The following is a 15,334-nucleotide window of genomic DNA, read 5'->3' as shown; positions in this document are numbered from 1 at the left end:
CTAATGAATAGTAAAAATAAAAAGGGAGTCCTGCATCAAATGTGGACTACTAAATCGGCGGTATTGATGATTTTCATGCTTTTTCTTTCGGCGGGAATTTTTGCTCAGGGGAAAAAGCAGGTATCAGGTACCGTTTATGACAATACAGGAGGTGTATTGCCGGGAGCTTCTGTTATTGAGGTTGGAACCAAAAACGGAACCACAACAGATTTTGACGGGAAATTTACACTACAGGTAGCTGTGGGAGGTGCAATAGAAGTATCTTTTATCGGATCGACTACACAAAAAGTTCTTATTACCGCAACAACTGCTAATCTTGATGTTCGTCTTCAAAATGACGGTTATGCCTTGGCAGAAGTTCAGGTGGTGTCGGTTGGATATGGAAAAGTAAAAAAGTCGGATTTAACAGGAGCAATTTCAACCGTCGGTGCAGATGATTTGGTTAAAGGAACTCTTTCTTCTACGGAGCAGGTTTTACAAGGGAAAGTAGCGGGATTGAATATTATTCGCCCTTCGGGTGATCCGGCTGCAGGTTCGACGATACGTTTGCGTGGAGGAACTTCGCTAACGGCAAGTAACAGTCCGTTAATTGTTGTTGATGGTATTGCAGGAGTGGATATCAATGTCGTGCAACCTTCAGATATCAAATCGATAGACGTTTTAAAAGACGCTTCTGCCACGGCGATTTATGGTTCCAGAGGTGCCAATGGGGTTATTATGATCACGACAAAATCCGGAACCAAAGGCATTTCAGTTGTATACACCGGATTATCAAGTATTGGTTATGTTACGGATAATTTAGATCTTTTATCTGCCAATCAATGGCGCGGGTATGTACGTCAGACCGGGAATTTGGATGCTGTTGATTACGGAGGAAACACCGATTGGCAGAAAGCAATTGAACAAACGGCTATTTCGCAATCCCACACTTTGAGTATTAATTCAGGTAAAGTAGACAGCGGTTTCAGAGCTTCCATTTCCTATTTGAATAATGAAGGCGTTATTAAAAAATCAGGCCTGGAAAGAATCAGTGGAAATGTGAGCGCTTATCAATATCTCGGAGACAATAAAGCGGTGAAATTTGATATGGGGTTGTTTGCCAATATCGACAAATGGAATCCTATCGATTACAGAATTTTTGAGCGTGCTTATAATTTAAATCCAACAATTCCAGTGTATGATTCAAATGGAAATTTCTCCTCTGTGAGTGGAAATATTTATGAAAATCCGGTTGAAATTTTAACCAACAGAACAGTTGATAATGAGCGACACCGACTTTTGGGCTATTTTAAAACAGAAGTTAAATTCCTTAGAGATTTTACCGCATCAGCTAATATTTCGTTGGAGCATAATGCAGTAAAGGGAGGGACCTACAAACCGTCATATGCTGTTCTGGAAGGGAGAACAGAAGACGGTTATGCACAAAAAACTTACGCAGAATACACCAATGCACAAGGCGAGATTTTTGTTAATTACAACAAAACTTTAGACAAACATACCATTGGTGCCTTAGCGGGATATTCGTATTTTGAAAATATTTATGAAGGCTTCGGAGCGCAAAGAAGCGGTTTTGTAACAGATGCTTTTAGTTTCAATAACTTGGGAGCGGGTTACAATTATCGTTTGGGAGATGTTTATTCGTACAAAGGAAAATCAAATCTGGTTTCGTTTTTTGCCCGTGCAAATTATGCTTATGACGGGAAATATCTGCTAACAGCTACTGTAAGACGTGACGGTTCAAGCCGTTTTGGAGACAATAATAAATGGGGAACTTTCCCGTCTGCTTCTGCCGCATGGAAAATTTCAAGCGAAGAATTTATGGATGCTTCAAAAGGCTGGCTGGATAACCTGAAATTGAGGATAGGTTACGGTGTTACAGGAAATCAGGATGGAATCGGTGAATACAAATCGCTTTCTATTTTAGGAGTTGGAAACGATAGTTACTACGATCCCGTTACTAAAACATGGAGTCTGGCGTATTCTCCAAAACAAAATCCAAATCCTGATTTGAAATGGGAGTCCACACAACAATTGAATATTGGTGTAGATTTTAGTCTTTTCAACAGAATTACGGGATCATTTGAATGGTACTCTAAAACGACAAAAGATTTATTATATACCTATGAAGTACCTCAGCCTCCTTATTTAGTAGGTAATATGTTGGCAAACGTAGGTGAAATGTCTAACAAAGGGGTTGAACTTACTTTGAATGCGAATATCATTAAAGGGGATAAATTTACCTGGGATGCGAATTTAACGCTTGGACACAACATTCAAAAAATTGAAAAACTTTCCAATCCAACCTATAAAACTGATGTTATCTACAGCGGATCTTTACACGGACTAGCCGGTATGTCGGGTCAGTATTCACAAATTATTGCCGAAGGATATCCGGTTGGAACTTTCTGGGGTTTTCAAAGCGCAGGACTTGATCCGGATGGAAAGATGTTATACTACAATGCGGCAGGAGATAAAGTAGCAGACAATGTTTTGGTTGATGGCGATAAAAAAGATTTAGGAAATGTACAGCCCGATTTGACTTTAGGAATCGGAATGAATTTTACCTATGGAAATTTTGATTTGGGGATTTCAGGATACGGAATGTTTGGGCAAAAAGCTTTAAACGCAACGAACATGATGCTGAACGATCCGAACAGATTACCGGCCTTTAATGTTCCGGATGATTTCTTATCAAGCGGAATCACTTCGGCTCCAAAATACTCCAGTTATTGGATAGAAGATGCTTCGTTCTTTAGACTTCAGACAGTTGCTGTTGGGTATACTTTACCATTAAAATATAAAAGTTCTAAACTCAGAATTTATTTAATGGGAGAAAACCTTGCTGTATTTACGAAGTATAAAGGGGTGGATCCTGAAATTGGTTTGAATGCTCAGGACGGAATAAACCAAACCGGAGTAATGGATTTAACAGGACTTGCGGCTCCCGGTATAGACCGATACAATAATTATCCGCGACCAACAACGATTTCTGTTGGACTAAATTTTACGCTGAATAACTAAGCGAATTGATAACCATAAAATAGTAAAAATGAAAATCAAAATAACAGCAGCGATACTTTTAAGCATGTTTTTTACGGTGTCATGTACAGATTTGAATGAAGATTTATATGATAAAGTAGAAGATGGGAATTTTGGAAATACGCCAAAAGAAATTGATGCGCTGGTAGGAGGAGCTTATTCTTCGCTAAGAGGATTTGCAGATGGGATATCAAATAATTATCCGACTTGTGAATATGTTTTCTTTTTGAATGAAGTTGTTTCTGATGAGGCTACAATTCCAACCAGAGGTACAAACTGGTACGATGGAGGGCAATATCAGGATGCGCAAAAACATACCTGGAAAGCAGACAACAGAATGATTCTTTCGGCCTGGCGTTATAACTATACCGGAATTGCCAAAATCAACGCAATCATCTATCAGATAGACAAATCTTCTCTGACCACTCAGGCAAAAACACCGATTTATGCGGAGCTTAAAGCATTAAGAGCTTATTACTATTACAATCTTTTGGATCTGTTTGGGAATGTGCCCATAGTAACCAATTTTGAAGATCTGGATTTGCCTTCTAATGCTACAAGAAAACAAGTTTACGATTTTGTAGAGAAAGAATTGTTGGAGGCCATACCACATTTGAACTCAAATGTGGTGTACTCGAAATTGACTAAAAATGTGGCATACGCTATTTTGGCAAGATTGTATCTTAATTCGGAAGCGTTTATCGGAACAGCACGTTGGCAGGATTGTCTTACGATGTGTCAGAAAGTGACGGGTTATACCTTAACACCGGATTTCTTTGCCAATTTTGCGACAGAAAATCAAATCTCTCCTGAGATTATTTTTGCGATCCCGTACGATTCAAAAGCAGGAACAGTTGGGAATTATATGAGTTCAATGTCTTGTCATTATTTGCAAAAACTGGCAATTTCTCCAACCGGAAATTATCCGTGGAGTGCTAACGGGATGTGTGGACAACCGGGTCTTTATTCAAAATTTGGTGATACTGACAAAAGAAAAAAATGCATGGTTGCCGGAGATCAGATCAATTTGGCTACGGGTTCAGTAATTATTATGGATAACGGAGAGCCGCTAACCTACACCGAGAACTTAACAAGTCTGACCGATGCCAAGGAAAACGAGGGAGTTCGCTTGGGTAAATACGAAATGAAAGCCGGAGAAAACTGGGAACGTGATCACGATTTGGTACTAATTCGCTATGCCGAAATTTTGATGATGCAAGCAGAATGTCATGTACGTTTAGGTGCTCCGGATTTAGCAAAACCATTCTTGCAACAAATAACAGGACGTGCCGGAGAAGAAATGCCAGCAATCATCGACCTTAAATTTATAGATCAGGAATTGCTTAAGGAATTTACTTTTGAAGGAAGAAGAAGAACAGATAATATTCGTTTCGGAACCTTCTTCTTGCCATGGTGGGAAAAAGGAGCTACGGATAAAACCAGAGCTATATTTCCAATTCCGAGCAGTGTGTTAACTACAAATAAAAATCTGGTGCAGAATCCGGGGTATCCTGTGAACTAGATTGTTGAATGTCAGTCTTTCATGTTGGTTAGTCGTGGAAGGCTGGCATGTTTTTAACTTTTGTAGAATGTTGTTCAGATTAGGAAATGTTTTAAAAAAAACAGCACGCAGATTTGGCAGATTTAGCTGATTTTCGCAGAAAGCAATGATCAAAATCTGCTAAATCTGCGTGAAAAAAAAATTAAATATTAAAATGAACGGAACACAACGATTTGCTTGTTAATGATTTAAAAGCAGTTAAATAGAATTAAAAGATTTTCACAGATTAGAATTGCAATTTAAGATTGAAAAAAAATCCTTTTAATCCTTAAAATCTGTGGCAAAAAGAAAAACATTTTGCCAGTATTTTTAGCCACAGATTTAAAGGATTCCCACAGATTAAGCAAGCTTTTGTAAGCGATGGCAAAAAAACAAAATAATAAACGAAGTATGAAAAGATATATCACAGTACTGTTTTTGGGTATCATAAACCTTATCGTCGCCTCTGGCTGCAGTAGTGACGATAAAGGTTCAGATAAAGTGACAGAACCGGAAGTACTTGCTCCGGTGGCGATTGAAAAAACAAATAACACCAAGATTTATGTGCATTATATGCCCTGGTTCGAAACCAATGAAAGCAGTGCCGATAAAAAATGGGGATATCACTGGACGATGGCTAATAAAAATCCGAATAACATAGGAACAGACGGTCATAGAGAGATTGCGTCTTACTATTACCCACTTATTGGTCCGTATCATTCGGGGGATAAAAATGTAATTGAAAATCATTTATTATTGATGAAGTATTCAGGAATTGATGGTGTTTTGATCGATTGGTACGGCAGCTATGATGTTTATGACTATAGGATGGTAAAAGAAAATACAGAACAGCTTATTGCGATGTTAAACAAAGTAGGCTTAGAATATGCCATTGTTTATGAAGACAGGGTAACCAAAAGTGCCGTTGACGCCGGAAAAGCAATTTCGGTAACCAGTGCAGCCAAAACCGATTTGGCTTACGTACAGAATAAGTATTTTAAAGATGCCAATTATATTAAAATAAACGGAAAACCACTATTACTGAATTTCGGTCCGATTGTATTGCAAACCCCTGCAGAATGGACAAATGTTTTTAATACTTTGACTACGAAACCTGCATTTATAACACTTTGGGATCAATCGGTAGAGGCTGGTGTAAATGCGTCCGGCGAATATGCCTGGGTGTACAAAAACAGCTCTTACTTGACTAATTTTTATACCAATACAAAACCAAAACTCGCTGTTGCAATAGGAAGTGCCTATCCCGGTTTTAAAGATTTTTATGCCGAAGGCGGTGGCGGAGCAGCAATTGGCTGGAATATTGCCCACAATAACGGTGCAACACTTGATGAAACGCTGGCTATGGCTAAAAGTGCCAATTTAGATTATTTACAGTTGATTACATGGAACGACTTTGGAGAAGGAACAATGTTTGAGCCAACCGTAGAATTTGGATACACCTATATCGAAAAGGTAAAAACATTTGCGGGTGTTAAAAACACAGAAAATATATTTCCGGAGATTAGCAAGTTATACAATTTGCGCATTCAAAAGAAAGGGAATGCCGATGCCCAGAATAAACTAGATCAGGCCTTTAATTATTTTGTTTCCATGCAATCTGCCAAAGCAAAAGAAGTACTTAACGAAATTAAATAAAAGCGTTGTAATTAATACAATTAAATAATGAAAAACATAAGATATAGATACTGCCTGATTACTTTAGCCTCCATGCTTATTTTTGCCTGCAGTACTAAAAAAACATATACAATTAGTTCTCCCGGGAAAAACGCTGAACTGGTTTTTCAATTAACCGCTTCGGGTCAGCCGCAGTACAGTTTCTCTTCTAATGGGAAATCGGTTATCGAACCTTCTTTATTGGGATTCGAATTTCAGGGAATTGCAAAAATGACGGAAAATTTTGAAGTGGTTTCGACCGAAGAAAAAACAGCCGATCAGACCTGGGAACAGCCTTGGGGAGAATTCAAAAAAGTAAGAGATCACCATAATGAAATGATTGTTCACCTCAAAGAATCGGGAGGAGAAGAACGTCTTGTAGATATTATTTTCAGGGTTTTTGATGATGGCCTTGGATTCCGCTATGAATTTCCAAAACAGCCTCATTTAGGAAAGGTAAAAATCTCGAATGAAGTGACGCAGTTTACTTTTAAAGACAATAATGAAGTCTGGTGGATTCCGGTGCACCGTGAAAATAGTTATTACGAAAGTACCTATCGCAAAACGTTAATGAGTAAAACGGATACGATCAATACGCCTGCAACTTTTGAAACGAAAGATAAATTGTATGTCGCCATTCACGAAGCCAATCTAACGGATTTTGCCTCAATGACTTTATTAAAAACAACCGACAAACAATACAAAAGTGATTTAGTGCCGTGGGCCGATGGTGTAAAAGTGTATGCCGAAACTCCTTTTAAAACCCCATGGAGAACAATTGTTGTGGGTAAAACTCCCGGAGAGGTTGCTGCTTCGACGATTATGCTGAATTTAAACGAGCCTTCAAAAATTGAAGATTTATCGTGGATTACACCGTCTAAGTATATTGGAATCTGGTGGGGAATGCATCTGGAAAAATTCACTTGGGGACAAGGTCCAAAACACGGGGCAACAACCAAGAATACAAAAGAGTACATTGATTTTGCGGCAAAGAATAATTTTGACGGTGTTTTAGTAGAAGGCTGGAACGAAGGCTGGGATGGCGATTGGACAGCTGATGGTTCTGCTTTTAGTTTTGTAAAAGCCTATCCGGATTTTAATCTGGAAGAAATTACAAAATATGCCGCGATGAAAAATGTTCGTTTAATCGGGCACCATGAAACAGCCGGAGCAACTAAAAATTACGAAAATCAATTGGAAGATGCTTTTAAATTGTATCAAAAAATGGGTGTTAATTCGGTGAAAACGGGGTATGTAAATAAGTTTTTAGATAAAAAGGAATGGCATGATAGTCAATATGGAGCACGTCATTACCGAAAAGTAATTGAAACAGCTGCAAAATACCACATCATGATTGACAACCACGAACCGATGAAAGGAACCGGAATCCAACGCACATACCCGAACTTTATGTCGCAGGAAGGCGGAAGAGGGCAGGAATACAACGCATGGTCGGTTGACGGCGGAAACACCCCGGAACATTTAACGACTTTACCTTTTACGAGAATGTTATCAGGTCCGTTTGATTATACACCCGGGAACTTCAATTTTGATTATAAAACGCCTTCGGGAGCCCGAGTACAAACCACTTTGGCAAATCAATTGGCATTGTATGTGATTATTTTTAGTCCGTTGCAAATGGCTTCCGATTTACCCGAAAATTACGAAGGCAAACCAGCATTTCAATTTATAAAAGAAGTTCCGTGTACCTGGTCAGACACCAAAGTTTTGGATTCGAAGATTGGAGAATATACGACCATTGTCCGTAAAGACTGGAGTGAAAAAAACTGGTATTTAGGGTCAATCACGAACAGTAAAGCCCGTAATCTCGAGGTAAAACTTTCTTTTTTAGATAATGACAAAGAATACGAAGCAGAGATATATGCGGATGGAGCGGGAGCAAATTACAAAACAAATCCGTATCCCGTTGCAATCAGCAAACAAAAAGTAAACCACAATACAGTCTTAAATCTAAAATTGGCAGCAGGTGGAGGAACTGCAATAAAATTCACCCCAATAGATAAATAAAAAATAAAAAAAATTAACCCGACAGGTTTCAAAAACCTGTCGGGTTTGTTTTTTTTGGAATTTAGAATTTAACTTTTGGAATTTAAAACTCTAGTGTTTATAGAGCTTAACATGATGTCCAAAGGTATAAACAGCTGTAAGAGTTGGCCCATTATATCCCCATTTCAGAGAACCGTTAAGGTGTTTTTCGATGTCTTCAACTTTAAAGTTTAAACCTGTATATCCGGCTGTAAGACTAAAGTTTTTATACACATTGTATAGAAGAGATAAATTGTAGCTTAGGATTCGTCCGTCTATAGTATCAATTTTTAAGGCCAGATAATTTACATTGGCATACAGACCAAAACGTTTTCCAAGTACAAATTCTCCCCATATGCCAATATCCGGTAATGGCGCAGTGAAGTTAAAATTATCATGTACTTCAGCGACGGCCTGATTGGCATCTACACGTAAACCCAGATCCGCAAAAAGCACATGCGCACCAATTAACAATCCGGCTTCGTATTTTGGTTTAGATAAAAAGGCGTAACCGTAGGCGATTCTTGCAATCTGAACGTTAAAAAAAGCCGTTACTCTTGCATTTACCTCATAAGTATGCTCCCCAAAATTAATTTCTCTTTGCAAGGTTTTAGAGGAGCTTCTGTCCAGCGAAAAGTATTCAAATCCCAATCGTGATCTTCTTGAAATACGCCAATCAAATGTCCCTAAAAAGGAAGCACTTGATTTAGTAAATCCTAAATCATCTTCGAGGTCTATTGTAGTACCGATTTTTCCGTTATTAGTACCTACCTGAATTTGAGTATTATTTACAGGAAAAAAACTTCCGGCAGAAACTTTAAAGCGTCTGGCATGCCAAGGTAAATCTTCAGAATAAGTATCCTGTTCGATTTTATTTTGGTTCTGAATTACAGTTAAAGTGTCAGTTGGAGTTATTTCGGCAACGGTTTGTGCATTTGATGTCAACCCTAATAATGAAGCGGTCAAAAAGTAAAATAATTTTTTCATAAGATTAAATTTTAGATTTTACCTGGATGTTTGTAGCTATTAAAGTTAACAAAAAAAATCATTCATTTGTTTTAATTACTTTGATTATTTTGTATAATAATCTGTTTATCAGTTTTGTATGGTTTTTGGTGAAGGGAAAAGGCTCGGCGGTTCAAAGTAGCAAAGGTTCAGAGATAGAAGACAATAAAAAAGCCAATAGCAATAAGTAGATTGCAATTTTTAGACTGCATTTTTTATTGCTATTGGCATTGTTGTTTTAATATGATTTTTTCTTAAACCCTGTTATAATCAGCTCGCCAGTGTACGATTGCTCTTTTTATAGCTGCTCCTGTCAGATTATTTTCAAGGGTATTTGCTACAAGTGTTATTAACTCGTTATCGGGCGCAAAACGTAGTGCAAAAACCTGATCGTCGGTTAGTTTGTATTCGAATTCCTCGAATCTTTTTCCTGTAAGTGTAAAATAACGATAGCGAAGTTCTAATCGTATAATTCTGTTTTGCAAGGTTAAAGCATAATGCTGGCGAAGCATATAAGCAAGCCAGAACAAAAAAACAAACCCAATACTTATAAAAGTCCAGATTAGCTTGTCTTCTGTAGTACACGCAAAATAAATACTAGCTGCTAAAAACCCAATCAGAATTGGGTAATATATAAAATGATGAGGTGTATAAAACCGTATATGATTACGGTATGTTTGAATTTTCATAATTATTTGGTTAAAAAAATAAACCATAAAAGTATAAAAGCTATCCTAATAAAAGAATAGCTTTTTAAATAAACTAACTATCGGCATTTCTTATACTATAGCCTTAGTAGGTGACTTGCCATTACTAAGGAGTCCAGTACTAAAATACTTCAAAAACCTTTTGGTAAAATTATCAGATTGCCGGACGAAATTATTATACTTTACCAAGATAATATTATAGAATTCAAATATCTGTTCGATTGTTTGTGAGTGAATTTATGACTTTCCACTCGGCTAGTTTTGATTCGAACGATTGGCCAGCATTTGCCGGACTCGACGATGGGAGCGTAATGAGCTGATAGGATTTTTCAAGCGTAACGTATTTTTTAAAGAATGCCGCTGCTTTTTTTCCGTTAAAGAGAATCGTTGTGATGTTTGGATGTTCGTTTAAGAAGGATTCGAAGTCATTGGCAATTTCATTTTTTATGGCGCTGTCTAAACTTCCGACTCTGTCGCAGAATTGTAAAACATCCCAGATAGCAATATTGTTTTTTTGCAAAAGCGCTTTTCTGGTTTCGTAGTCATTTGAAAAATCTTCGTTCAGAATTGGGAACAAAAATTTCCAGAAATTGTTCTGATTGTGCCCGTAATATTGATTGAGTTCTAAAGACTTTAATCCCGGCATCGTGCCCAAAATCAATACATTAGACTGGTCAGAACTAAATGGAGGGAAGGAAAAACTTTTCATGCTTTTTATTGAAATTAAACGGGTAAAATAGTTGCTAATATAGTCATTAATAGGTAATTATAAAACAAAATCTAAAAATTGTATAACATTTTTCGGTGTTGTTTAATCGAACTTTGGAGTATAGATTATAAAGAATTTGTACTTAAAAACAAATTCGCTCTATCGAGTAATCTATACCCTTTTAGTGTTGAATTTTTAAATCCTGCCCAAATGAAAATAATTAACATACAAACAGATAAAATTAAGAATATATTTGAAACATTAGCCTTGCATTTAGGTGGAAAAATTACTTGTGATTTAGAGGAATATACTTTAGAATTTCATAATGCTTCGGCGCAAGGCTCCATTATCGGAGCTTCGTTTAATGATGCGATTTCTTATATGCAGTTTGATATGACCTTTTCTGATGAGGTGAGAATGAATATCGCAAATCTAAATGCTTCACCGGTTTATTTTGCGTATTGCTCAGAAGGTAATTTATCTCATCGGTTTAGTGTTTTGGAAGAAGAAAAAAAACTGGAAATGTTCCAGACTGCTATTCTCTCCGCAAGAGAAAAAGAAGAAAATGTTTTGCTCTTTGAAAAGGGCATCAAAACGAAATTTACTTTAATTACAGTTGGAAACCAGTCTGGTGCGATAGATCAGACTAATTCTTTAAACACGAAAGTAAAAGAAACTTTTTTTGAGAATAACAGTCAGGAGAATTTCTTTTATCTGGGGTCTTACAGGAGAATTGCGGAGAAAATAGAACAATTAAGTTCGATAACGCAAACCGGTATCGTGCGTCATTTACTAAAAGAAGGTATTTTAAGAATCATTCTGGCTACGGAAATTCAGCAACACGCGGATGATTTAGCCACTGCATCAAAAGATTTCAGTTGTCTGACTTTAAGAGAAATGGAAGAAATAAAAGAACTTTCAGAAACGATACAATCCAATCCGGAAGAAGCTTTTACAATTAAATGGCTAAGTAAAAAATCTGGCTTGTCGCCAAACAAACTGCAAGAGGGATTTAAGATGATTCACAATCGTACCGTCAATGATTTTATTACCCATACAAGAGTTTTAAAAGCGGAAATCTTAATTCGGACTTCGGATTTAAACATTTCTGAGGTTGTTTATTGCATTGGATTTACAAGCAGAAGTTACTTCTCTAAAATTTTCAAGCAAAAATTCAATTGCAGTCCCAAAGAATATAAGTTTAATCTGAATCCTTTGGCTATTACCGCTTAGATTTGAGTGACTAAGCTTTGAGAGTCTGAGATGCTTAGAAAAAGAATTATCTGTGAAACTTATAATACTCCAAATCGGGATGTTTTTTGTCTTCGATCGAGTGCAAAATCGAATTCATTCCGATGACGCTAAAGGTGATTCCGTTTCCTCCGAAACCTAAAACATAGTGTTCATTTTTATTTGGATTTGGTTTTCCGAAATACGGTAAACCATCTTTGGTTTCGCCAAAAGTACCTGCCCAGGAATAATCTATTTTGAAATCGATTTTAGGGAATTTTCTTTGAAATTTATTCAATAGAAATTGCTCTTTTTTAGGGAGCAGTTTGTCTCGTTTTTTCGGGTCTTTAAATTCTTCGTCTCCGCCGCCCATAATGATTCGGTTGTCCTTTGTCGCTCGAAAGTATAAATAGGGAGAGGAGGTGTCCCAAAAAATGGCGGTTTTAAAATATTTGGGTAAATCCGGAAGACTTTCTGAGGCGATTACATAAGTACTTTTTAGATCAACCACTTTCTCTGTGAGTGTTTCGGTGCTCTCATAACCGCTGCAGTGTACAACATGATCAGCCACGATATTGTATTTCGCTTCCGTATGGGCAATAAGTTTTCCTTTTTGATTTTGAATGGCCGTAATGTTCGTGCGGTCAAAAACCTGCATTCCTTTTTTTTTGCAATAGCGGATTAAATCCTGAGCAAATTGATAGGGATCCATAACCGCTGCGGTTTTAGATTCTATGGCAGCCAGAGCATTTAATCCCAATTTTTCGAGATCCCATTTTTCGAGCCAGCTGACATCGAAACCGCTCTCTTTTCGGCATTTGAATTCTGTTCTTAGAAAAGGAAGATCTTTTTTTAAAGAACAGAAATAAACGCTTTTTTTGAATTCAAATTGGCAGTCACTTTTTATCGTATCGACTATAGCCCGCAGATCAAAAATGGCTTTTTTTCCATTCCTATAGCTGTCGATAGCGCATTCTAATCCTCTGACTTTTATTAGTTCGTGTAGTGACACATCAATTTCATATTGCAATAATGCGGTACTTGCTGCAGTACTTCCGTTGCAAATATCACGGCGATCGGCCATTACGACTTTTTTTCCTTCGTTTAGGAGTTTGTAAGCAATCAAAGCTCCGGTAATTCCGCCGCCAATAATTAGAATTTCAGTTTCTAAATCGGAACTTAGGGACGGATAACTTACTTCCATTGCGTGTTTTAAGGGCCAAAAGGTTTCTGTAGAACGTAGCTTCATTTTTTCGGGCTTTTTTGGGTACGTATTTTTGTTCGGTTTTTATCTTTTCGTTGGTGTTGTTCGTGTGCTTCTGCAATAGAGTGGGAGGTTCGTACACTTTCCTCTTTTTTAGCCAATTCGCTAAGTCTGTGGTAATATTTCTGTACTATAATCATTTCTTCTTCCGTCATACTTTCAATGTCTACCAAACTATTACTGGAATATTCGTTTGAAGCGACTAATTCGTTTAATTTCAATTGAATTGCCAGTGAATCTTTGTTTTGTGCTTTTTGAATTAAAAAGACCATCAGGAAAGTGATAATGGTAGTCCCGGTATTGATAATCAATTGCCAGGTTTCTGAATAATCGAAAAAAGGACCACAAACCGCCCAAACCACAACAATTGAAAAAGCGCCAATAAAAGCGGGCGTACTTCCTGCTGCCTTTGAAACGTGCGAAGCAAATTTTTCGAACGCACTGGTGCTATTTTGTTTTTTAGTTTTCATTTCAATATTATTTTTTGTTTTTTTCAGCCTCCGCTTTTTTAGTGTCTACTTCTTTTTGCTTTTCCTCTTTGGCTTTTTCCTCTTTGGCTTTTTGTTCCTTTTCCTTGTTTTCTTTTTCTTTATTGGCTTTGTCCTGTTGTTCTTCCTTTTTTTCTTTTAGCTCTTCTTGCTCTTTCTCTTTTTGCTTTTCTTTTTTCTTGTAATAACCTCTAAACAGAAAGTTGCTTTTGGCGGCTTCCATATTATCACTAAAACCTTTCGTTCCGGTTTCCAGATTAGAGAGTGTATTAGAAACGCTGTTGGCCATTTTATCATCCCTTACTAATCGGGCCAAAGCCCCGTTTCCATTATTCATACTGTGGCTGAAAATGGCTAATTCTTCAGAAATAACGCCGACATTATCAACACTTTTTTTCACGCTTTTCATAATATCGTTCATTTCAATTCCATTGATTGAAGCGATTTTTCCATTGTTCTGAATTATTTTCTGCGAATGCACACCGGGAGAAATGGTAAGTACTTTGTCTCCCATTAACCCGTCAGAACCAATACTGGCTCGGGCATCTGTTTTTATAAATTCACGGACTTCGTCTTTTATAACCATACCCACCACAACAGAGGAATCGTTTATCAATCTGATTTCTTCGATTGTTCCGATGTTTATCCCTGAAAAGCGTACGTTATTTCCAACCTGCAAACCACTGACGGTTTTAAAATTGGAGGTAATTCTGAAGGTATCACCAAACAGGTTTTTTTGTTTCCCAATAAAATAAATGGCAAGTATAAACAGCAACAAACCTATTGTTACAAACATTCCTAATTTCCAAGTATATCCAGATTGCTTCGCCATGATTTCTATTTTTTAGTTTTATTTAAAGAAAGAACTTACCCATTCATCTTCGCTTTTTTCCAGTTCTTTGTAAGTGCCTTCGGCATGTATCACACCCTCTTTTAGGACCATAATACGGTCTGCTGTCAGTTTTGCACAAGCCATATCGTGTGTAATAATGATCGATGTTGTTTTGCGTTTGTGTTTAATATCAAGTATCAATTCGCTTATTTCTCTTGAGGTGATCGTGTCCAGTCCTGTTGTTGGCTCATCGTACAGAATAATTTCAGGTTTTAGAATTAGCGTGCGTGCCAGACCAATTCTCTTTTGCATACCACCGGATAATTCGGAGGGCATTTTATCTATCGCATCACTCAGACCTACATTATCAAGTGCTTCTAGAATTTCACTTTCTACTTCTTCGGGAGTTAATTCTCGTTGGTGTTTTTTTAAGGTAAAGGCCAAATTTTCCCTAACTGACATAGAATCGTACAAGGCACCGCCCTGAAACAAAAAACCAATTCGGACTCTGATTGCATTCAGTTCCTTTTTTTTAAGATTCAGAACATTTTCATCAAATACTTTTATTTCGCCTTTATCGGGTTCAATCAAACCAACGATGCATTTTATAGTTACCGATTTACCGGAACCTGAACGACCTAAAATAACCAAATCCTCTCCTTTGTTTACGGTAAGATTGACCCCTTTCAATACCTCGTTATCTTTACCAAATGTTTTACACAGGTTTTTGATCTCGATTATCGGGGTCTGATTTTTCTCTTTTACTTTAGGGACGATATGTTTTTTTTCCTGGATCATTT

12 protein-coding genes are annotated in these 15,334 nt (G+C 37.2%); 5 read left to right on the top strand and 7 right to left on the bottom strand.

The window, feature by feature from the left end; all coding sequences use genetic code 11:
- The first annotated feature begins 3 nt into the window (after positions 1 to 3).
- The 4 genes from ACHRV5_RS17310 to ACHRV5_RS17295 all read left to right on the top strand — a co-directional run bounded on the left by ACHRV5_RS17310 (position 4) and on the right by ACHRV5_RS17295 (position 8,281).
- Positions 4 to 3,021 (top strand): SusC/RagA family TonB-linked outer membrane protein, encoded by a 3,018-nt coding sequence (locus ACHRV5_RS17310; protein WP_395427596.1) that lies wholly within the window; start codon positions 4 to 6, stop codon positions 3,019 to 3,021.
- 28 nt (positions 3,022 to 3,049) lie between these two features.
- Positions 3,050 to 4,561, top strand: coding sequence for a RagB/SusD family nutrient uptake outer membrane protein (locus ACHRV5_RS17305; RefSeq protein ID WP_395427595.1), 1,512 nt, complete (start codon positions 3,050 to 3,052; stop codon positions 4,559 to 4,561).
- 429 nt (positions 4,562 to 4,990) lie between these two features.
- Positions 4,991 to 6,235, top strand: coding sequence for a glycoside hydrolase family 71/99-like protein (locus ACHRV5_RS17300; protein ID WP_395427594.1), 1,245 nt, complete (start codon positions 4,991 to 4,993; stop codon positions 6,233 to 6,235).
- Positions 6,236 to 6,262: 27 nt separating this feature from the next.
- Positions 6,263 to 8,281 carry a glycoside hydrolase family 97 protein gene (locus ACHRV5_RS17295; protein WP_395427593.1) on the top strand — a complete coding sequence of 673 codons (2,019 nt, stop codon included), beginning with the start codon at positions 6,263 to 6,265 and terminating at the stop codon, positions 8,279 to 8,281.
- A 90-nt stretch (positions 8,282 to 8,371) separates the two neighbouring features.
- Here the strand turns inward: ACHRV5_RS17295 and ACHRV5_RS17290 are convergent, their stop codons facing one another.
- The 3 genes from ACHRV5_RS17290 to ACHRV5_RS17280 all read right to left on the bottom strand — a co-directional run bounded on the left by ACHRV5_RS17290 (position 8,372) and on the right by ACHRV5_RS17280 (position 10,720).
- Entirely contained in the window at positions 8,372 to 9,286 is a 915-nt protein-coding gene (locus ACHRV5_RS17290; RefSeq protein WP_395427592.1) for a hypothetical protein, read from the bottom strand.
- Between the two features lie 272 nt (positions 9,287 to 9,558).
- Entirely contained in the window at positions 9,559 to 9,993 is a 435-nt protein-coding gene (locus tag ACHRV5_RS17285; protein WP_230002341.1) for a DUF6526 family protein, read from the bottom strand.
- 223 nt (positions 9,994 to 10,216) lie between these two features.
- Complete coding sequence (locus tag ACHRV5_RS17280; protein WP_395427591.1) at positions 10,217 to 10,720, bottom strand: DNA-deoxyinosine glycosylase; 504 nt, start codon at positions 10,718 to 10,720, stop codon at positions 10,217 to 10,219.
- 210 nt (positions 10,721 to 10,930) lie between these two features.
- Here ACHRV5_RS17280 and ACHRV5_RS17275 point away from each other — a divergent pair, with 210 nt between their 5' ends.
- Positions 10,931 to 11,953 carry a helix-turn-helix domain-containing protein gene (locus ACHRV5_RS17275; RefSeq protein ID WP_395427590.1) on the top strand — a complete coding sequence of 341 codons (1,023 nt, stop codon included), beginning with the start codon at positions 10,931 to 10,933 and terminating at the stop codon, positions 11,951 to 11,953.
- 46 nt (positions 11,954 to 11,999) lie between these two features.
- Here the strand turns inward: ACHRV5_RS17275 and ACHRV5_RS17270 are convergent, their stop codons facing one another.
- From ACHRV5_RS17270 to ACHRV5_RS17255, 4 genes are read right to left on the bottom strand one after another with little or no spacing between them, the layout of a single operon-like run.
- Positions 12,000 to 13,199 carry an NAD(P)/FAD-dependent oxidoreductase gene (locus ACHRV5_RS17270; RefSeq protein WP_395427589.1) on the bottom strand — a complete coding sequence of 400 codons (1,200 nt, stop codon included), beginning with the start codon at positions 13,197 to 13,199 and terminating at the stop codon, positions 12,000 to 12,002.
- The gene (locus ACHRV5_RS17265) at positions 13,196 to 13,684 is read right to left on the bottom strand and encodes a low affinity iron permease family protein (protein WP_047777160.1); all 489 of its coding nucleotides are present in this window, start codon (positions 13,682 to 13,684) and stop codon (positions 13,196 to 13,198) included. The genes ACHRV5_RS17270 and ACHRV5_RS17265 overlap by 4 nt, the downstream gene beginning before the upstream one ends.
- A 7-nt stretch (positions 13,685 to 13,691) precedes the next feature.
- Positions 13,692 to 14,534 (bottom strand): MlaD family protein, encoded by an 843-nt coding sequence (locus ACHRV5_RS17260; protein WP_230002337.1) that lies wholly within the window; start codon positions 14,532 to 14,534, stop codon positions 13,692 to 13,694.
- Positions 14,535 to 14,552: 18 nt separating this feature from the next.
- Positions 14,553 to 15,332, bottom strand: coding sequence for an ABC transporter ATP-binding protein (locus tag ACHRV5_RS17255; RefSeq protein ID WP_395427588.1), 780 nt, complete (start codon positions 15,330 to 15,332; stop codon positions 14,553 to 14,555).
- Between the last annotated feature and the right edge of the window lie 2 nt (positions 15,333 to 15,334).

This window comes from Flavobacterium sp. FlaQc-52, assembly GCF_044007495.1.
In the GTDB taxonomy this organism is placed as follows: domain Bacteria; phylum Bacteroidota; class Bacteroidia; order Flavobacteriales; family Flavobacteriaceae; genus Flavobacterium; species Flavobacterium cupriresistens.
This window is presented reverse-complemented; position numbering and strand designations above follow the sequence as displayed.